This is a genomic window from bacterium, from assembly GCA_012517375.1.
In the GTDB taxonomy this organism is placed as follows: domain Bacteria; phylum Hydrothermota; class Tepidihabitantia; order B3-TA06; family B3-TA06; genus JAAYVC01.
On the sequence record JAAYVC010000017.1, the window covers coordinates 1 to 20,170 of the forward strand.

The window sequence follows — 20,170 nt, forward strand, 5'->3', positions numbered from 1 at the left end:
CGTTGTCGTGTTCCTGGGCGGAGGCCTGTGCAGTTCCTACAACAACATGGTCAGGCTTAACAAGGACGTTGACGAGAAATGGGCGAACATCGAAACCCAGCTCACGCGCCGCAGCGATCTTATACCCAATCTCGTAGCCACCGTAAAGGCTTATGCCAAGCAGGAAGAAACCGTTCTTACCGAAGTCACACGCGCCCGGGCAGGACTCGACAACGCAAGAACCATGGAAGAGATTTCAAAAGCAAACGGAGACCTTAACCAGGCTTTATCCCGACTCATGGTTGTTGTAGAGGCTTATCCGGAGCTGAAATCGAACGAGAACTTCCTGCAGCTCCAGGCCCAGCTTGAAGGCACTGAAAACAGGATCAACTACGCAAGGATGGAGTACAATAAGTCCGTAAAATCCTACAACACGGCTATAGCCGTATTTCCGGGCTCCATTATCGCAGGAATATTCGGGTTCAAACCGCGTGAATCGTTTGAGGCAAGCGAGCGGGAACGCCAGAATCCTGACGTCAAGGATTTGTTCGAAGGTTAATCCGGAAAACCTCTCTAGTAGATTGAATAGGAAGGCCGCTTTCGAGCGGTCTTCCTTTACATCGAAATAATTGTCGAGTAACACCTCATTCTAATTCAAAAAAGGTAGGTGGTTACTTTCTAGAAGGCTGAATTGTCTGGGTCGGAAGTAACTGAGTTACTAAGTGTTCAGAGTTCCTTTATTTTCTTCCTGAGCCTTGGGTTTGTTGAAGAACAACTCAACAATCAAAAGGATTATAACGGCCACTACAACGGAGAGATCGGCCAGATTGTAAGTTGCCCAGCGCCATTTAGGAAAGCCCATGCTTATCCAGTCGACAACGTAACCCAGCCTCAATCTATCAATAAGATTGTTTCCCATTCCGCCGCCGAGAATCATACCTAAGAGAACGGTCACGAACATTTTCTGGGGTTTTGAAAGCAAGTATAGGACGAAACACATTGCAATAAGCGGGAGAAGGATGTGCATGAATTTTGGGCCGAAGGAGATGCTGAATATGCCGACTTCATTTTGCGCATATGTGAGCTTGAGAATCGGATCTATCAAGGTAATCCATGAATTTAAGGGAATGTTTCTGACGACAATCAACTTTGAAATCTGGTCAATAGCCACAATAAATACTGCAATCGCCAGCGCGATTATCCATTGTCTTGGGGGTGCCCATTTGCGCGGTTTTACGGTATCCTCGGTTTCTCCTTTTTCGGAGGCATCATTATCCCGCACATTCTTTTTCTCAGTCAAAGGCTCAGGACTCAATTCTTCGTTTCTTTTCATTTTCAGAACTCCATTTTTTGTACGGGGTTTTTATGCGGCACTATCTTAATCTGTGATGTGATCAGAATCGATGATGTAATTCAATGGATTGACAGGGGTTCCCCCTACGCGGACTTCGTAATGCAGGTGCGTGCCGGTTGTTCTTCCGCTTGCGCCCATTGCGGCAATAACCTCGCCTCGAGTTACCTGCTGTCCGGGTTTAACGTATATACCCGAAAGATGGGCATAGAAGGTTTCAATTTCATTGCCGTGGCTAAGTTCAACGCAAAGTCCGTATCCTGAACGAACGCCGGTATACTTGACTGTTCCGTTTGCCACAGCAAGTATTGGGGTTCCAGGCGCATTGGAAATATCAATACCGTTATGCATCCTGACCATTCTTGTGAACGGGTCTATCCTGTAGCCGAATCCGCTGCACTCCCATCCCTTGCAGGGCTGAATCGATGGAGTATGATCGCGCAAAGTTTCATTGTTCTTAAGGCACGTTTCTATGCTGTCAAAGCTTTCTCGTTGATATTTGGCTTTGCGAAGCAGTTCGTCTACCGCTTCTGATATATCCGCTACGTTCTTATACTTCGCGCTGCGCATCTCCCTTAGCGCCGAAATCTGCGGATCCTGCTTTTCGGCGCCGCCTATGCCTAGCTTGCGTACGTCTTCAGGAAGAACTTCCATGTTGCTCTGAACGCGAAGCTGAAGGTCGTGATAACCGATAAGCGCAAGGGTTGTGTTGAGGGAATCGATCTGGTTTTTAAGGTCGTTGTATTGCTTTTCTAAAAGCTTGTTTTCTCTGCGTAATTGCGCAAGCGCCTGGCGGTCAACTTCTATTTTTGCCCTAGAGATTATGGAATATACAGCGCTGCCGATGAACAATACGAAAGCGGGGATTACTACCCACAGCAACCACGGCGAAAGCGAAAGCCGCACAATCTTATCTTGAGAGCCATAATCAATGAGCAGGTTGACACGCCTTAGCATGTAAAAAGTATACTTAGTTGAGATTTCTTGTCAAGAGGTAAAGCGAAATTTTGACATGTATAAATATATTTAACTTGAATTCACGTTAATTCAATGTAGGATATAACAATAAATTCTAAGTTGTACTGCATACAAAAAACCATAATTATTAAGTAATTATAAGTAGTGTTTAGAATAATCTATATCCAAATTATAAGAAGCTATATGTTATAATCTAATATATTAATTATCTGATATGCATTAAAATAACATTATATGTAAAGTATATTCAGGTATATTGAGTATAGTTTTTAAGCTAAATCAAAAATTAAGCTTTTTGTCGTCTTGCAACAATACGGGTTCTTTAATTAAGTCTCTTTTTTATGTATCTTAAGGTAGTTGGAATAGGCTTTCTGCAATTTGAACCGCATTCAGTGCAGCACCTTTTCTTAGATTGTCCGAAACGAGCCAGAAATGTATAATTCGCTTATCTTCAACATCATATCTCAATCTGGAACAAAAAACCTCATCCTTGCCGGCTGCTTCAATCGGGGTAACGTACTCCTTACCCCCGCTTATTTTTATCCCTGCAAAGCTTGAAAGCGATTCTCTTATTTCGTCAATCCCCACTTCGGTTTCAAACATGCATGTTACAGATAACGAGTGTCCCACCTCTACAGGCACGCGGACGCAAGTTCCATAAACCTTCAGCTTATCATCTCCAAGTATCTTGCGGCTCTCCTGCCTGAGTTTTGCCTCCTCGCTCGTCTCGTCCGAGTCCTTCATCGCGCCTATCTGAGGGTCTACGTTCGCGGCAATTGTCTTCGGAAACACCTTTTTCGCGTCTTCGGGGATCTCTTCGCCTGCCGCCGCGTACTCTCTCTGTAATCTCAACTCCGCAAGCGCGTCCTTGCCTGCGCCTGAAACCGACTGCAGGCTCGTAACCATAGTCCTTGAGGGATTCGCCACCTTCCTGACTGCCGCCATCGCCATAACGAACGGTATCGTCGTGCAGTTCGGATTCGCCACTATTCTTCTCGTGACCTTCTTGAGCGCGTCCGCGTTTACCTCCGGCACCACCAGGGGGACCTCGGGGTCCATCCTGAAAACCTTGGATTTATCGATAATCCACGCCTCGCCCTTGTAGTTCTCAAGTATCGGCCTTGTCATATCGTCCGATACCGATGCGAAGAAAACATCCGCCACAAGGTCCCAGTTGTCGTGAATCGCTCGAACCTCGTACTCCTTACCATTAAATTCGATTCTCTCGCCAACACTGCGTTCCGAGGCATACAAAGTGAGCTCAGACACCGGAAATCCGCGCTCCTCAAGAATCTTCAATGTCGTACGGCCCACGAGGCCTGTTGCGCCGATTATTCCAACTCTCATGATGTATTCTATATGACGATGTACTTCCCGTCAAGTAAACACTGCCCCACAAAAGTCGCCGGGCGACTTTTTGGGGGCCCCAACCTTCTCGAACATCCACCTTTGACCTTCAGCGTCATTGCATGCCCGCCCGCACCCCCCTCCCTCAATCCCTCCCACAAGGGGAGGGAGGAGTTTTTGAAGCTCAGGATGTTTCCCTCCCCCCTTGTGGGGGAGGTTGGGTGGGGGGGAGAGTTGGATGAATATTCTTAAAGGAACATTTACTTCGTGAATAGATTGCGTCGGTTGCACAATGCAACCTCGCAATGACAGACTTTCTGGGATAAGCGTTCAAAACCGTCGTTGCGAGGATTCCTCTGGAAGACGAAGCAATCTCATAATAAAACCTCAATATCTGAGATTGTAGTTAGCTTCTGTCCTCCACTGTTATAGCGGTGTGGTACTCTTGACATTATTGGGTTCTAAATTATAGTTTAAAATGAGTTTTATTTTCTGGTTATATGAAGCAGCTCCATTGATTGGTGCGATAGGAGGTCTTTTGGGGGGTGTTGGTGCTTTGTTAGCTTTATTTTTCTTGGCAAGAAATCTCAGGGTCATGCGTGATCAGCAGAAAACGAATTTAAATATGCTTCAGGAAATGCAGAGTCAGAGGAAAACAGAATATAGAGAGTATATTAAAGTGTGCTGTAAAGACTTAGACATCATTGATGAAGGCCTCAAGGTTATATTTCATTTTAAAGAACCTTCGAGCTCATTTATTTTTCTTAGAAGAATGTTATGGTTGTACTCGCCTTACGTCGATATCAATGAAGAACAATGGTATTCAAGGGAAAAGACAGTAGAATACCTAGACCATTTTGGACCCATATATACCGTTGAAGAGGGTTTCGTAATTGTCAATATACCTCCGAAAGTGAAGCTGCAATTCATGGGAATAAATCCTAACGAAGGGGCGTTGGGTACAAGAAAAGAATTTTATCTTCATTCAATTTTTGAATACGTAGATAAAATCAATAGGGTGAATTGGGTATATATATGCTGGCTAGTCCAGCTTAAAGTAGAATTCTTTGAAGGAAAAAAATTGTCAAATCCTATTTTACAATAAAGAAGTATAGAGTCTTACAAGGCGAATGAAAACGCAAAAATAGATAAGCTCGTTTACCTTTCTAATAGATATTTCCGATTGACACATTTCTCCATAATGATATAATCAAAAACTTTGAGCTAAGGAGGCCTATGTTCCGTATAGTTGAGCGTGAAAGAGTAAACCCTGTAGTTAACCGCTTCGTAATCGAGGCGCCCCTCATCGCGAAAAAGCGCGAGCCGGGCCAGTTCGTCGTGTTCCGCCTTCACGAGAAGGGCGAACGCATCCCCATAACCATAGCCGATTCCGACCCCGAGAAAGGCACCATAACCGTCTACGTCCAGGAGCTTGGCAAGACCACCTTCGAGATGGGCAAGCTCAACTCCGGCGACGAGATTTCAGACGTCGTAGGTCCCCTGGGACTTCCTACGCCTATCCACAAGCTTGAAGGAGACGTATTCGTTGTCGCAGGCGGGGTAGGTTCGGCAGAGGTGCTTCCGATAGCTCGCAAGCACAAATCCGTAGGCAATACCGTTGTTGCGATCCTTGGCTACCGTTCCAAGGATATCGTCATCCTCGAGGAGGAGTTCCGCTCCTTTGCTGACGAGGTCTACATCACAACGGACGACGGCTCATACGGACGGGAGGGGTTTGTTTCGACCGAACTCAAGGAGCATCTGGACAAGGGCCGCAAGATTGCAGAGGTTATAGCCGTCGGTCCTGCCATAATGATGAAGGTCGTGTCCGATCTCACAAGACACTACGGGGTAAAGACGCTCGTGTCGCTCAACGCTATCATGATAGATGCAACCGGCATGTGCGGGGTCTGCCGGGTCGAGGTTGGCGGCGAGACCCGCTACGCCTGCGTGCACGGTCCGGAGTTCGACGGTCACCAGGTCAACTTCGATCTCATGCTCAAGCGTCTGGCCGCGTTCAAGGAGGAAGAAAAAATCTCCTACGAACGCTGGCAGGCTGCCACAGGAGGTGAAAATGGCTGATACAAAGATTCCGCGCCAGGATATACCGAAGCAGACTCCTGAAGAGCGGCGCAAGAACTTCAACGAGGTCGCATTGGGCTACACTCAAGAGCTCGCAAAGCTCGAGGCTGAGCGCTGTATTCAGTGCAAGAAGCCGTTCTGCGTGCAGGGCTGCCCGGTTGAGATAGACATACCTGTCTTCATCAAGTTCATAAAAGATGGCGACTTTGCAGGTGCGCTCGCTAAAATCCGCGAAACCAATCTCCTACCCGGCGTATGCGGACGCGTGTGCCCGCAGGAGGAGCAGTGCGAAAAGCTCTGCATCCTCGGAAAGAAATTCGAACCCGTCGCAATAGGCCGCCTCGAGCGCTTCGTTGCGGACTGGGAGATAAGGCAGGGCAAGATGGAAATTCCGCATATCGCATCTCCAACAGGCCGCAAGGTTGCGGTCGTGGGTTCGGGTCCTGGCGGCCTTACCGTAGCGGCCGACCTAGCAAAACTCGGCCATAAAGTTACGCTTTTCGAGGCGCTGCACAAGCCGGGCGGCGTGCTGGTCTACGGCATTCCTGAGTTCCGGTTGCCGAAATCAATAGTCGCCCGCGAGTGCGAGCTACTATCAAAGATTGGCGTCGAGATAGTCACCGACTTCGTCGTAGGCCGCACATCCACGGTCGACGAACTCTTCGAGCAGGGGTTCGAAGCCTGCTACCTTGGACTCGGCGCGGGTCTTCCCTGGTTCATGAACATCCTCGGCGAGAACCTTGCAGGCGTCTACTCAGCCAATGAATATCTTACACGCATCAATCTCATGAAAGCCTATCTCTTTCCCGAGTACGACACGCCCATACGCGTAGGCGATCGTGTAGCGGTCGTTGGCGGCGGAAACGTTGCCATGGATGCTGTACGCTCCTCGATCCGAATGGGTGCAAAGGAAGCCTACATCATTTACCGCCGTTCGCGCCAGGAACTGCCCGCCCGTCTCGAGGAAATCGAAAACGCTGAGGAGGAAGGGGTCATATTCCAGTTTCTGGTGAACCCTGTCCGCTACATCGGCGACGAGACAGGCCGCGTCAGACAGATAGAACTGCTCAAGATGGAACTCGGCGAGCCGGACGCCTCAGGCAGACGCCGTCCGGTCCCTGTAGAAGGCTCCGAGTACAAGATAGACATCGATACCGTCGTTGTCGCGATAGGAAACGGTGCGAACCCCTTGGTTCCCGGAACTACGCCAGGGCTCGACACCAATAAATGGGGCAACATCATTGCCGACGAGGAGACAGGCAAGACAACAAAGAAGGCTGTATGGGCTGGCGGTGACATAGTCACCGGAGCCGCTACCGTCATCCTCGCCATGGGCGCCGGACGCAAAGCAGCCCGTTCGATGCACGAATACCTGACGACCGGAAACTGGTAACCCGTAACACTGTCCCACGCCGTTTCTGACGAAACGCCGTGGGGAACCCCAGAATCCGAAAATTGCTCTTTTTTACCGTCAGGCAAAAAAGAGCGCAGAACGAAATAGCAAGAACCGGTTACAGGAAATTCTGGTCAGTATCTTAAAATTTGGATAAGCTGAGTTCTTAAAACAGGATCTTTAGAGTCCGTTGAAATAAGGTAAATGAATACAGTCAGACAAATTGTCTTTTTCCAACTATCTTTTGTACTCCTTGCTTTATTCTCAGGATGCATGAATAATGCAGATAAGGGCGTCTTCGAATTCGAAGGTAAAAGAAGAACGTACTGGGTGTTTCAACCCGAATTGCACGACGGGGGAGGTCCCTTGCCTCTTGTTATAAACCTTCACGGGTATTCCGAGAGCGCCACTCTCGAGGCCTACCGCTCGGATATGAATGCATTTGCGGAGAAGGAGTACTTCATCGTCTGCTACCCCGAGGGCACGGGATTAAGGAAGGCCTGGAATACCAAAGGGGAGAGGGATGCCGATGACGTAGGGTTCATTTCGACCCTTATCGATACCCTTATCTTCAACTATCATATCGATACCACGCGAATCTATCTTGTAGGGTTTTCAAACGGTAGCCGGATGGCGATGATTGCCGGATCGGCGCTCTCTCGCCGTATATCCGCAATCGCCGTGGCTGGATCTTTCTTGTCAAAAAAGGAATTGGAGTCGCTCGACCCCGGAAAAGGGATCCGGCTCATCGGATTTCACGCAAGGGACGACCATGCCGCCAAATATGAATGGGACAAAAGGGACAGCGTCTTATACTCATCGGTTTACATAATTTTTTCAACTTGGGCTCAAAAATGCGGATGCAGTCCTCGTCCGGATACGGCAGCTTTCGAAGGAGACGTGCTCAAAATAAGATGGCATAACGATTCCACGGGCATTGAAGTCGTTCTGTGGGTGACACCCGAGGGTGGGCACACATGGCCCGGTGGTAAGGGGATACCCTTCCCAGGAGGTGCAAAACCTTTTCAGAAGATAAACTCAAATGAGCTCATGTGGGAATTCTTTTCCACCCCGTGAAGACATGACCCATGTTTTCACGGGGACTCCGGTTAAGAGGACGGAAACAAGAATTGAGAAGCCATCTCTTTCCGAAGGAGTATAATTACGAATGCCAGGCTCATGGGTTAAAAAACAAAGAGAGTACAACACCCGACTGAATCGCACGCTGTATTACATCGAACACAACCTGGACAGGGAACTCAGCCTCGAGGTCGTATCAAAAGTATCCGGATTCTCCTCTTTTCATTTTCATCGAATATTCAGGGCAATGATCGGCGAAACCTTAAGCGATTATGTCAAAAGATTGAGACTTGAAAGGGCGGCCATCCTGCTCGAACACAACCCCTTCCGTTCCGTTACTGAAATTGCCCTTGACTGCGGGTTCTCCTCCTCGTCCAACTTCGCGCGCGCTTTCAAGGAACGCTTCGGAGTATCAGCAACAGAGTGGAGGGAGGGCGAAAGCATAAAATTCCGCAAGATAAGAAATGAGCAAAGCAAGAAAAGAAAAGCCGATAGCAATATGCGAGAAGACCTATCTCCGAGTGCTCCCTATAATCCTCACACTAAACTCAAAATGAGAAAGGAGCACGTGATGAAGGTAGAAGTAAAACAAATGCCGGAGATTCATATTGCCTATGTGCGGTGCATGAAAGGCTACAGTGGACCCGGAATCGCGGAAGCTTGGGAGAAAGTCTGCCGCTGGGCGGGTGCACGCGGTCTCATTGGTTCTCAGACCAAGTTCATCGGAATCTCTTACGATGACCCCGACGTTACTCCTCAAGACAAGTGTCGCTACGACGCATGCGTAAGTGTTCCAAAAGGAACCGAACCCGATGGAGAAATAAATGTGACCTCCATCCCTGCGGGAAGGTACGCGGTTTCGCGCTTCGAGGGCCAACCACAGGATATCAAGCCCGCCTACGATTTCCTCTACGGCAGGTGGATGCCTGACTCCGGTTTCCAGCCAGGTGATTCTCCATGTCTCGAAATATACCTGAACGACCCCAAGACTGATCCAAAAGGAAGGCACGTATTCGAGATGTGCATACCTGTGAAACCTCTTTGATATTAACTTCGTAGAATCGGGTAATCGGGGGACCACCAGGTCCCCCTTCCTCTAGACAAGTAGCGGTCATCAAGTAAGGAATCATCGAGGCCGGTCAACACGATAATACCTAGAATCTTTCTCAAGGGATTTACTTCTGCCGTCTCTCATCACAGTACTGCACTCAAACTCGAAGCATTAAAGTAATCAAATAATAGAGTTAGATGATAGAGCTTTAAGTTGTCAAACATGAACATTAATTTCCTGAGGATAGAGCCGCTTTCCCCCTCTTGACATACCGTTTTACAAACATATACTATTTAAGTGGTTTTCAGGGTCGCGAAGGATACTGGATCCCCGCGGCTAACAAATTGGCAAAAGTTAATCAGGGAGATAGGATGTATTACTCACAAGAATATAAATCCAAACGGCCGTACCTGCTTATGGTTTTGTCCTTGTTCCTTTTACCTGTACTTGTCCGTGCTCTGCCAGGGGATTATAAGGAAAGCATGATGACTTCTGATGGAAAGCTAAGGACTTATCTTTTGCATACGCCACCAGGATACGATGGTCAAGAAGGTCTGTCCCTCGTTCTGAATCTCCATTTTTACGGAGGAACAGGCGAAGCTCAAGCTGCGGTCACAGGCATGAGCGGCAAGGCGGATGCTGAGAATTTCATAGTTGTCTACCCTGATGGACTTGGTTCGCCTGCGGGCTGGAATGATTACGACTCGCTCTTCGTCAGAGAGCTTATAGATACTGTATGCAGCCGTTATGCCGTGGACAGCACGAGAATCTACATGACCGGGTACTCAGCCGGAGCTCTCATGTCTTACTGGATGGCGTGCAAGCTTTCCGGAAGGATTGCAGCATTTGCCCCTGTCGCCGGTACGATGCTAACCTATGACTGGTCTGGTTGCTATCCAGATAAGCCTTTATCCATAATAAGCTTTAATGCCCGGGACGACCAGCTTGTTCCCTACGCCGGCGACGGAGAATACCTGAAAGGCGTCGAGAACACTATGGCCGACTGGGCCAACCGCCTTGAATGCGACATTGGTCCTGATACGTTCTACAATGAACAAGGGGCCTTAAGGCAGACATGGTCGAGGCCGGACTCGACGTGCGAGTTGGCGCTGTGGACGACCGATGAGGGCGATCATATGTGGCCTACGGATTCTTCGCCGCATAAACTCTCAGCAAACGACCTCATGTGGGAATTCTTCAAGACTCACCCGCTTACGGACTGGAAACCTGGCGTGGAAGAGGCACGGCCAGAAGTGACTGATTATCCCCTTGTGGAACTCGATCCAAATAATCCTTACTTGACTGGCAAATCGGCCGCCATCCGATTCTCACTGCCCGAGCCGGGATACGTCCGCATCGATATCTTTGACGCCTTAGGCAGGAGAGTTGCCGTTGCTCTTGAAGGTATCGTAGATAAAGGCGAACACAAGTTGAATTTCGTTTCAGAAAACATAAGAAGCGGGGTATACTTTTACAGGTTATCAACCCTGCAGGGAACTCAAACAAAAAAAATAATAGTGGTCAAATAAAGGAGGATCGAATGATTAGAGACTTGTCCTTGAGTGCAATAACAATCACCTTCATATTGATAGCTGCAGTGAATGCCTCAGGCGTGGACATAGACGGCGGATTCGAGTTCGATGAAGTCTACAGGAATTATGTGCTTCATATTCCGCCTCAGTATAACGAAGATGATTCATTACCTCTCTTGATAAACATCCACGGAGGCAACGGAACCCCCCAGCAGCAAGAGACGATGACCGGCATGAACACAAAGGCAGATTCAGAGGGATTCTTTGTCCTCTACCCCAATGGAACAATGCTTCCCGTAGGTTATTTCGGCTGGAATGCCGGCGAATGGACTCATAGCGGGGTTGACGATGTAGGATTCATCTCGGCACTGCTGGATACACTTAAGTCGAACTACAAAGTCGATACCTTGAGAATATACGCCACAGGATTCTCAATCGGCGCCATGATGTGTCACCGTCTTGCCTGCGAACTATCCGAGAGAATAGCAGCCGTGGCTCCTGTTGAGGGCGGACTTACTCTTGACGACTGGAATTCATGCGAGCCGAAGCGACTCATACCTGTAATGCACTTTCACCACCGCTACGACGCAAACGTGCCTTATTATGGCGATCCTACCAAGAAGTATGCTCCTGCAATAGATTCCGTAATGAGGCACTGGGCGCAGACTAACGGATGCAATATAGGTCCTGATACTTTTTATAACGCGGAGGGAGCATTGCGCCAGAGATGGACGAGAGCGGACGACAGCTGCGAGGTCGTTTTCTGGACTCTTGAGCAGGGAAACGGTCATACCTGGCCTGGCTCTCCAACGGGGACGCAGGAACTTTCGGCCAACGACGAGATGTGGGAGTTTTTCAAGGCGCACCCGATTCCTGTAGAAGAACCGGAACCCGGAATAACAGAACAAGTTAATCCTCATGTATATCTTGATTCACCCGCTGGCCTCATCTCCCAGGACGTTATCACCGTAAACTTCAGCCTTGACTGTCCGGGCAGGGTAGTCATAAAGCTTTACGATGTTTCCGGCAGAGCTCTTCCAACCTTGCTCGACGGAACTCTCGACGCTGGCGAGCATGAAGTCTCTTACCCATCTTGGGGGTTGCCTACCGGTGTTTACCTCCTCAGGATGGAAACGCCGAACTCGACGGCGACTCAGACCGTAAAGATACTAAGATGAACGTTAAGAAGTGTCTGTCCGCTCTCCTCGTTCTGCTCGGCTGTATCATTGCGCGGGCGGAAGACATAGACGGAAGCATCTTCTACATGGACACCAACAGGACATATTACCTACATACGCCACCGCAGTACGACGGCATCACGGCTGTGCCGCTCGTTATCAATATGCATTTCTACGGTGGATCCGGGCACTACCAGGCTTCGGCCTCAGGAATGAACGCGAAGTCCGACGCCGAGGGATTCATTGTGGTTTATCCTGACGCCTATGGGTTTCCGCCCAGCTGGAAAATGGACATCGATTTAGGTTTCATATCCAACCTCATGGACTCCCTCATAGCGGATTACTCCATCGACACGCTAAGGATATTCGCTGCCGGTTATTCGAACGGCGCTTTTATGGCTCACGTTCTTGCATGCAATTTATCATCGAGGATTGCGGCAGCCGCATTCGTTTCAGGAGGACTCATGATAACGGACTGGTCGGAGTTCAAGCTAGAGCGTGCGATATCTACCATGCATTTCCATGCCCGCAACGACCCGGTCCTACCTTATTACGGAGACGAGTATTATGCGCCTGTAGAGGATATGGTTTCAAGCTGGGCTGGAGTAAACGGATGCGAAACAGGACCAGACAGCTTTTACGGCCCCACCGGAGCCTTGCGCCAGAGATGGTCCAATCAAGAGAACGATATGGAAATTATTCTCTGGTCAACCGATAACGCCGATCACGGATGGCCTCAGGATACTAATGCCTACAAGATATCGGCAAACGATGAGATGTGGGATTTCTTCGTCGCTCACCCGCTCCCTCCCCATCAATCGATAGACGAGAAACCTCTATCCCCGGGGCATCCGGCGACCCTAGAACATCGAACCATTTCCCGTAATTCCTTGATTATTCGTTTTGCCCTCCCGAAAAGAGAAAGTGTCTACCCTCAGATATTCGATGCATCGGGCAGAAGGTGCATGTTTCCTTTCGAAGTCGTCCGCGAAGCCGGGGAATGCCGCGTAATACTCGATATCTCTAATGCAGGAAGCGGCGTTTACTTTTGCAGAATCATCACCCCTTCCCGCGCGTTTTCAGGCAGTTTTGTCGTAATCCATTGAATCTTTGAAAAGCAGAGGGCCGCATTGCGGCCCTCTGCTCAATTTTCAAAAGCGCTTAATCCACGGGTACTTCTATGCGGTACGGCATAAGGTAGAGGATGTTTTCATCAAGCCACGAGGGAAGGTCCCCGAGGTCGATGAGGGCGCCATCCATCGCCTTCTCGAGATCGAACATAGGCTTCGGTTTTGGATATACGGCGACCTTGCAGTTTTCAGGAAGCTTCGCCATTTTCCGGGCCTCGGCTAGCGCGTCCATGAGACCGCCGACCTTGTCGACAAGACCGACAATAACTCCATCCGTTCCGGACCATATCCGTCCGCGCGCCACGGAGTCCACCTGTTCAAATGTCATCTTGCGGCCCTCGGCGACCCGGCTGACGAATTCGCTGTAGCCCTGGTCCATCAGTTTCTGCATAAGTTCTGATTCCTTTTCGTCGAAGGGTCTCAAATCCGAGAACATGTCGGAGTGGGGATACAGTTTTACGGCTTCCATGTTTATCCCGAGTTTATCGTAGAGGCCTTTGGAGACGAATTTTCCGCCAAGGATGCCTATAGAACCGGTCACCGTGGTCGCATCTGCGAATATCTTCGCGCCGGGCGCGGCTATGTAGTATCCGCCCGAACCTGCCACGCCGCCCATCGATACTATCACCGGTTTGACCGAAGCAAGTTCGGTGAGCGCCCTGTTGATTATCTCTGAAGCTAGCGCTGAGCCGCCGCCGGAGTTTATCCTGAATACGACCGCCTTTGCTTTTTTATCGTCTTTGATCTTTTGCAGAAGCTCCGCAATCGTGGTTGACCCCATCTGTTTGCCTCCGAGTAGCGGTATGGGGACCGGGTTAGTGCTCGACTTGCCTGTGACGATGTCGCCCTCGGCAATCACGAGGGCGATTTCGGAAAGACCAATCGTTTGTTCTCCTTTGTCCTCGTCCACCCATGCCCTAGGGACTTCTTTTGGCTCATCGGACAGCTTTGAGAACTTCGAGCGCTCGACCCTTGAACCGAATTCGAGCTTTAGCAGGCTGTCGAGTTCGAGTGCGTAGCAGCAAGTGTCCACAAGACCAAGCGCATATGCCGTATCCGCGGTAATGAATATTCGCTCGTTCATGTAGGATTCAAAATCCGCGCGCGCGATGCCGCGGTCACGTTCGATAGCGCCCAGCACCTCGTCGTAGATACTTGCAAGGTATGCCTTTGTCTGTTCCCTGTCCTCCTTTGAGGCTTCAGAATTCTCGAACAATTCGTATGCCGCTTTGTATTCGCCTACCCTGTAAAACTCGGGCTCTATGCCCAGTTTATTGAGGGTTCCCTTGATGGTGAGCTTGGTCGAATAAAGACCGGTAAGCCCGATTTCACCCGTCGGAACAAGGATAATCTTGTCTGCAATCGAGGCAAGATAGTAGCTTCCGATGGAGTATCCCTCGGAGAAGGCTATTATCTTGAGTCCCTTCTCCTTGAGACCCTTGAGTTCTTTTCGGACCTCCTCCATCTGGTACAGCGAGATGTTGGCCTCCCTGAAATCGAGAAGGAGCCCCTTTATGTTCTTGCGGTCTCCAAGTTCTCTTATCTCACAGAGCAGATCATAGAAAGTCTTTGTTTTCTTCATTGAAAAGTCAATCTCTGCGAGAGAGAAGCCCTTGGCCTGAGGTTCTTCGGAACGACCCTGGGGAGTCCATTCCACTATCTCCGGTCCGGGCTTCGTGAACTTGATGCCCGGGTACTTGGGGAAGGAGAAGCTCAAATCTATGCCTGCGCCTAGCTGATTCTGGGCATATGAGAGGCCGAATCCTCTCAGCTTAACGTTACCGAAGGAAAGCTCGACCCCTCCTCCCCATCGAGGATCTACCGTTGCATCGAACGGCTGGGTATAGCTTGCATACAAGAGAACGCCCGAAACCGGCTCAACGCCTATGCCGGCCTTCAAATCCCTTAATCCCGCCTTGTAGGAAAGATCCGAAAAGACCGTGACCCTGTCAGTGAACGGTCTGAATCCGAGTCCTACGGTTGCTCCAAGCGTGTCTCCCGTTTCAAGCGTTCCTCCCAGCGCCATCCAGTTAAAAGGATTCGCCTGAAGACCGAATCGCCAGAATCTCTGTTCACCGAGGAAATACGCGGCGCCGAGCCTTAACCTCTTTCCAAGTGGAAGACCTAGACCTGCAGTAAATGTTCCTGTCGAGTCTCCTGAGCGGTATCCCAAACCGAAGATTCCGGCGCTCAAATCGACGCCGAAATCGAGATTTCCGTCCTGATAAAGCCCCAAGGCGCGAAGCTCAGAGCCCATATAATGCATAGCCCGTCCGGCCGGATTTGACCAGATGGCGTCTGCACGCTCCGCAAAACTGACTGATTCTCCTGTAAAGCCCGAAAACAAGGCAATCATCGATAAAATTGTCAACATCTAGCCTCCAATGGTTTTTTCTGTTTGTATAACACAAAGACGACGAAGAAACTATCTAAGTTTCATTTCAAGCTAAGTTCCTTCTCTCTAAAACCTTACAACGATATTTCAAATGATTCTCAATAAAGTTGACAGCCTGTGGTTAATAGGTATAATTGCCACACCAACTACCTTGGAGGAACCATGAAAAATATCGTTGGTATTCTTGCATCAATTCCTGTTTTGCTTTTCGGCATTGATCTTACTGAGTACAAGGTTCCGAAGACAAGCGGGCAGGTTTTATCGACAGGAGTAAATTACCACTTTGGAATGATTGACGGGTCTGTTGTCTCCCATTTCGGGAATTTTTCTTTGAACTTCGAGCGTTTCCAGGCGGATATTCCGTGGAGTTATGACCTCAACCTTTTCGGCAATCTCTACGGCAATTTCCTTCCGAAGGATACAGCTTCAACCGACTCAACGAAGCAGATAAACTACCAAGTTCAATGGCAGGCCAAATACAACAGATATATCATATCAGGCATGAACCTGTTGGCCTTCGGAAAGCTGGACGGCGATATAACCACCGCATATGACCTTCCGGCGACCAGGGCAACGATAGGCATTGGGTACGGAAGATTCGTTAATTCGACTCCTCTTCTCCGCGCTCTGCGCATAGAAGAAGAGATGCTGAAGCAGGGTGTGCTTGTAGACAGCATGCCCACGGGAACCCTTCTCAAATTCGCAGGAGAACTTTCCTCCGAGGCCATAAAAACCTACAAAGAAAAGTACTATTACTGGGAGAAGGAGTACTACAGCGCGCTTGAAAGGATACTCAAGGAGTCGAACTACCTGAAGAACTCCGAACTAGGCAGCGCCGGATCCCTGATAGTCAAAGACATTATGGAAGAATATATGTCTCCGAGGTATTACGGATACGAGGCGAATCTCGGAGTGGGCTACGATCTTCTGCCCGCTTATACCGACGCAGGCCGCGCCGCTTTCGCGAGCGTCTCCTTTGACTATTCCAGGCCATTGGGGCTCAGGAGCCAGCTCATCGAGAAGTCGAATCTTCGTCTCCCGTTCACGGGCGGGAAGTTCGGAAACGAGATACACGGCAGCCTACTTGTGTCGGCATCCTATGAAATGAACTCTGTCGATCTCATAGGAACCTATCAGCTCAAGGCGGACAGGGTCACGCTCGATAATACAGGCAATTACACGCTCGTTCTGCAGAACCAGATAAACGGCACCGTCGCTTTCGTTCTTGTGGACAGGCTTATAATGTCCAACAGCATCACGCTTACGCAATCGACCCTCGCCCAAGGTCTATCCGCAGAGTTTTCAAGCACATTGAGTTACAGGTTCTTCTAAAAGGCAGTCTTACAAAAGTGTTTAATCCAACACGAGGTCCCCTTTGATAAAAGGGGACCTTTTTATTGGAGTGTAAAGCTATGAAGAAAGAGCACGAAGATAATCAGTCCGCTCAACAAAAGGAATCGAAAAAATTTATCAGCTACTACTGGGCGGAGCTGAAAAAGCTCCTGAATCCAGCAGGACCGCTTGTCATTTCTGCCGTATACAGCTTCGTGATGATATTTCCACGCTATCACCGCGACCTTTTCAGATTCAACCTTTTCCCTGAGGCTAGAATTGCCGAGATACTTGCGATTGACGGTCTGTGGTACATGCTTCTGCCGCTGTTGACCATCCTTGTCATCTTCCTTCTCTCATTGTTTATCCCCGGCGTAAAAAAGGCGTTTCCAAGGCGCACGTTCGCCGATTACGGGTTCCGTCTCGGACGCTGGGTGGGCTGGAGGGATACGCTCGTTTTTTATTCCATAATGCTTGTTGTGGTCATTATCCTCGTAGTTCCTCTTCCCTTTCTTGCCGATATCCAGAAGCCTTTCCTGAGAATGTATCCATTGTTCAAGATGGCATCTAAAAGCCTCGTTATCTTTCTTGTATGGGAATCCATACATCTTCTGCACATGTTCGGCTGGGAGTTTCTCAACCGGGGATTCCTGTTGTTCGGTCTTGAGGACATGACCGGCCGCTGGGCTATAGTCGCTTCAGCTATACCGTTCGCTATACTCCACATAGGCAAACCCGAACTCGAGGCTTACGGCTCCTTTATTGCCGCCATCGCGCTCGGATGGGTCGCCTATCGGTCGCGGAGCTTTCTGCCGTCCGTCTTCCTCCACTGGGGTGTTGCCTTTACGGGCGATTTGCTCGTTATCATAAGAAACGGCGGCTTTACAGGCTAATCTGCGTTGCCACCCCCTTCCCTTGCTACGTCAGCCGATCTCCTGTCGATATGACGCTCTATAACATAGTTGACACATGGAACAAGAGACGTACAATCGCTTGACCAAAGGAGATGCAATGAATAACTTTCTCAAGCCTTTCTTGTTAGCGGTTTCCTTAACGTTTTTCCTGCCGCTTGCCGGCTGTTCGCAGGATAAGGAGGAGTACGATTACTACCTCTCCGATTACGAAAAGGATATCATCAGGCCGCCGTCCGGAACCGCAGATGCCTGGGTTACAATAATCGGCGGAGACGTAAACGGAACCTACTACGTCTCGCCCGCAGGAGACGATGCCAACTCGGGTTCAAAAGACTCGCCCTGGGCAACACCCGCTTACGGCGCATCAAAGCTCGAACCGGGAGATACGCTTGTCATTCTCCCCAAGGCCGGTTCCGGAAGACCTGTGCTTGCAGGGAGCAAGAACCTTGCCTCGGCTATAGAAATAGGTGCGGCTTCCCACCTCCGCATAGAAAACCTCGAGATAACCTCGGACAACGGCAAGGATTTCAGGGACGCTGTCACGGCCATCGACGGGCTCCTGGAAAACGTAGTCTTCAAGAATCTCTACATCCACCACATAGACGAATTCGGAATAAACGCTGCCGACGCTGACGGACTCGAGATCACCGACTGCGTCATAAGCTACTGCGGATTCGGCTCGATAGGCGGACCTGCGGGTCAGCACGGCGGACTCAAGAACGTTAAAATAGACGGATGCGAACTGTCCTATGCCGGCCATTACTATCAGGGAAAGGACGGCGCAAACCGCCCCTACGACCGTCCGGACGGCTTCGGCATAGAGGCGTCAGTCGGCCCCATAGAGATAAAAAACACCGCGTCCACGCACAACTACGGGGACGGTCTCGACTCGAAGGCAGCGCGGACATGGATTCATGAATGCGTTGTCGCCAACAACTCATGCGACGGGGTAAAGCTCTGGGGCGATTCGTCCAAAGTAGAAAATACCCTTATTTACGGCAGGGGAGACGGCAGCTCGGAGCCCACCACATGGGCGGCAATAGTCATCGAAACAACAAAGGAGGACGCTTGCATTGCGCTCACCAACCTGACCGTTGACGACTCACTGGGCGAAAACTACATCATGTACGTTCAGTACTCAGAGGAGTTCAGGAACGTGCCCATCAATCTTGTGATTACGAACTGCATCTTTTCTTCGCGCGGTCCGAACTCTCCGATATGGCTTGCCCCGAAGGTGAATCCGGATATTAACTACAACCTTTTCTGGTTCCCGCAGCAGGACATTATCCTGGAACACGGCGATGATACGTACGATCATTCCGACGTCGCCGGCCTCGGCGAGGGAAATCTTTACGCAGACCCCCTCTTTACAGCCACCGCCTGGGGTTCTGAAGGCGACTACCACCTCAAAGCTTCAAGCCCTGCAATAGACGCAGGCGATTCGACCATAACCCTCACCATCGATCTTGACGCAAAACAAAGACCGCAGGGAGGCCGCATCGATATAGGCTGCTACGAGAGATAGAATCCGGCCGGAGATGGTTTCTATAACACTTTCCTTTAACCCCTGCTATCCGCTCACCCCTGCCTGCTGGTGCAGAAGCTGCTACTTTAAGTTGCCGTCGGCGTCATATTTGATGACATGAAACCCCTTGTCATCCGAATAGCAATCGATGACTACTCTGCCCTGTTCGTCGAAAGATATATTGTTCGGTGTGTCGTTGCCGCCGGAGTCGTATATCTTGTTCCAGAGAATCTCACCGTCTGGGTTGTATTTTATTGTCCTTACGTCGCTTGTACTGTCGGTTTTGTAAGCGAATCCCGCAACGTAAATATTGCCCTCTTTATCAACACCTGTTGAAAAGGGGATATCAGCGCTGCCGGAGTCGTAAATCTTGATCCATTCCATATCGCCTTGCGGGTTATACTTTATCAAACAGAAGTCGTTGTCTCTGCCGTTGTGAGCGAAACAAGTCGCGTATTTGCCGCCTAAGGCATCGCTTGTTTCGGAGTATACCGCGTCAGGCGCATAGTCGGCTGAGTAGGTTTTGACTTTGATTTTTCTGTTACAAATCTTGAAGGTCTGGATTGCACAGGCGCTTTTATTGTACATTGTCCAGCACTCGCAGTCGTCAGCGATTTTCATCAATATCGGTCCTACCGCATCCCGGTTAATGTCTTGTACTCTTAGCGCAGGGTTAGCCTCGACATAGTCATCGGCGGAGATACCGGTTTTAGAAAGTTCCGCAGCCGTTAGCCTTGTCATGGGCTCTATCGCCAAGCTCTTTCCGTCAAAACTTTCCACCCCGGGAAACTCTTCAATCAGCTCCTCTGTCGTTAAGGTCCCGGAAGGCGTAATTTCGATGACTTTGGCCTCAAAGTTTCTTCTTTCTGGAGCTTCAATACCGCTAGCCATAACGCTTGCTAG

The 20,170-nt window shown here is 49.6% G+C and carries 17 protein-coding genes; 12 read left to right on the top strand and 5 right to left on the bottom strand.

Annotated elements, in window-relative coordinates; translation table 11 throughout:
• Positions 1–538, top strand: a 538-nt coding sequence (locus GX441_02255; protein ID NLI97465.1) for a LemA family protein, incomplete at its 5' end; no start/stop codon positions are given.
• A gap of 159 nt (positions 539–697) precedes the next feature.
• Here GX441_02255 and lspA read toward each other — a convergent pair.
• The 3 genes from lspA to GX441_02270 form a co-directional block, all read right to left on the bottom strand.
• On the bottom strand, positions 698–1,312 hold the full coding sequence (gene lspA, locus GX441_02260; GenBank protein ID NLI97466.1) for a signal peptidase II: 615 nt from the start codon (positions 1,310–1,312) through the stop codon (positions 698–700).
• Between the two features lie 45 nt (positions 1,313–1,357).
• Positions 1,358–2,287, bottom strand: coding sequence for a peptidoglycan DD-metalloendopeptidase family protein (locus GX441_02265; protein ID NLI97467.1), 930 nt, complete (start codon positions 2,285–2,287; stop codon positions 1,358–1,360).
• A gap of 369 nt (positions 2,288–2,656) precedes the next feature.
• A complete protein-coding gene (locus GX441_02270) occupies positions 2,657–3,655 on the bottom strand; it encodes an aspartate-semialdehyde dehydrogenase (protein ID NLI97468.1) in 999 nt (332 codons plus the stop codon).
• Positions 3,656–4,133: 478 nt separating this feature from the next.
• On the opposite strand from GX441_02270, the gene GX441_02275 reads away from it, so the two are divergent.
• From GX441_02275 to GX441_02310, 8 genes are all read left to right on the top strand, one after another.
• A complete protein-coding gene (locus tag GX441_02275; GenBank protein NLI97469.1) occupies positions 4,134–4,760 on the top strand; it encodes a hypothetical protein in 627 nt (208 codons plus the stop codon).
• Between the two features lie 131 nt (positions 4,761–4,891).
• Positions 4,892–5,737, top strand: coding sequence for a sulfide/dihydroorotate dehydrogenase-like FAD/NAD-binding protein (locus GX441_02280; protein ID NLI97470.1), 846 nt, complete (start codon positions 4,892–4,894; stop codon positions 5,735–5,737).
• Positions 5,730–7,130 carry an NADPH-dependent glutamate synthase gene (gltA, locus tag GX441_02285; GenBank protein ID NLI97471.1) on the top strand — a complete coding sequence of 467 codons (1,401 nt, stop codon included), beginning with the start codon at positions 5,730–5,732 and terminating at the stop codon, positions 7,128–7,130. The genes GX441_02280 and gltA overlap by 8 nt, the downstream gene beginning before the upstream one ends.
• A 273-nt stretch (positions 7,131–7,403) precedes the next feature.
• Positions 7,404–8,207 carry a hypothetical protein gene (locus GX441_02290; protein ID NLI97472.1) on the top strand — a complete coding sequence of 268 codons (804 nt, stop codon included), beginning with the start codon at positions 7,404–7,406 and terminating at the stop codon, positions 8,205–8,207.
• 91 nt (positions 8,208–8,298) lie between these two features.
• Complete coding sequence (locus GX441_02295) at positions 8,299–9,255, top strand: AraC family transcriptional regulator (GenBank protein ID NLI97473.1); 957 nt, start codon at positions 8,299–8,301, stop codon at positions 9,253–9,255.
• 488 nt (positions 9,256–9,743) lie between these two features.
• Positions 9,744–10,790, top strand: a complete 1,047-nt coding sequence (locus GX441_02300; GenBank protein NLI97474.1) for a T9SS type A sorting domain-containing protein — start codon at positions 9,744–9,746, stop codon at positions 10,788–10,790.
• A gap of 11 nt (positions 10,791–10,801) precedes the next feature.
• Entirely contained in the window at positions 10,802–11,971 is a 1,170-nt protein-coding gene (locus GX441_02305; GenBank protein NLI97475.1) for a hypothetical protein, read from the top strand.
• Positions 11,968–13,077: a hypothetical protein gene (locus GX441_02310; protein ID NLI97476.1), complete on the top strand. Its 1,110-nt coding sequence runs from the start codon at positions 11,968–11,970 to the stop codon at positions 13,075–13,077. The genes GX441_02305 and GX441_02310 overlap by 4 nt, the downstream gene beginning before the upstream one ends.
• 55 nt (positions 13,078–13,132) lie before the next feature.
• On the opposite strand, the gene sppA is transcribed toward GX441_02310, so the two are convergent.
• Positions 13,133–15,475 carry a signal peptide peptidase SppA gene (gene sppA, locus GX441_02315; protein NLI97477.1) on the bottom strand — a complete coding sequence of 781 codons (2,343 nt, stop codon included), beginning with the start codon at positions 15,473–15,475 and terminating at the stop codon, positions 13,133–13,135.
• 183 nt (positions 15,476–15,658) lie between these two features.
• Here sppA and GX441_02320 point away from each other — a divergent pair, with 183 nt between their 5' ends.
• From GX441_02320 to GX441_02330, 3 genes are all read left to right on the top strand, one after another.
• Positions 15,659–16,828, top strand: coding sequence for a hypothetical protein (locus GX441_02320; protein ID NLI97478.1), 1,170 nt, complete (start codon positions 15,659–15,661; stop codon positions 16,826–16,828).
• A gap of 80 nt (positions 16,829–16,908) precedes the next feature.
• Positions 16,909–17,721: a CPBP family intramembrane metalloprotease gene (locus GX441_02325; GenBank protein NLI97479.1), complete on the top strand. Its 813-nt coding sequence runs from the start codon at positions 16,909–16,911 to the stop codon at positions 17,719–17,721.
• A 118-nt stretch (positions 17,722–17,839) separates the two neighbouring features.
• Positions 17,840–19,267, top strand: a complete 1,428-nt coding sequence (locus GX441_02330; protein NLI97480.1) for a right-handed parallel beta-helix repeat-containing protein — start codon at positions 17,840–17,842, stop codon at positions 19,265–19,267.
• A gap of 81 nt (positions 19,268–19,348) precedes the next feature.
• Here GX441_02330 and GX441_02335 read toward each other — a convergent pair whose 3' ends face one another.
• Positions 19,349–20,158 carry a hypothetical protein gene (locus tag GX441_02335; protein ID NLI97481.1) on the bottom strand — a complete coding sequence of 270 codons (810 nt, stop codon included), beginning with the start codon at positions 20,156–20,158 and terminating at the stop codon, positions 19,349–19,351.
• Between the last annotated feature and the right edge of the window lie 12 nt (positions 20,159–20,170).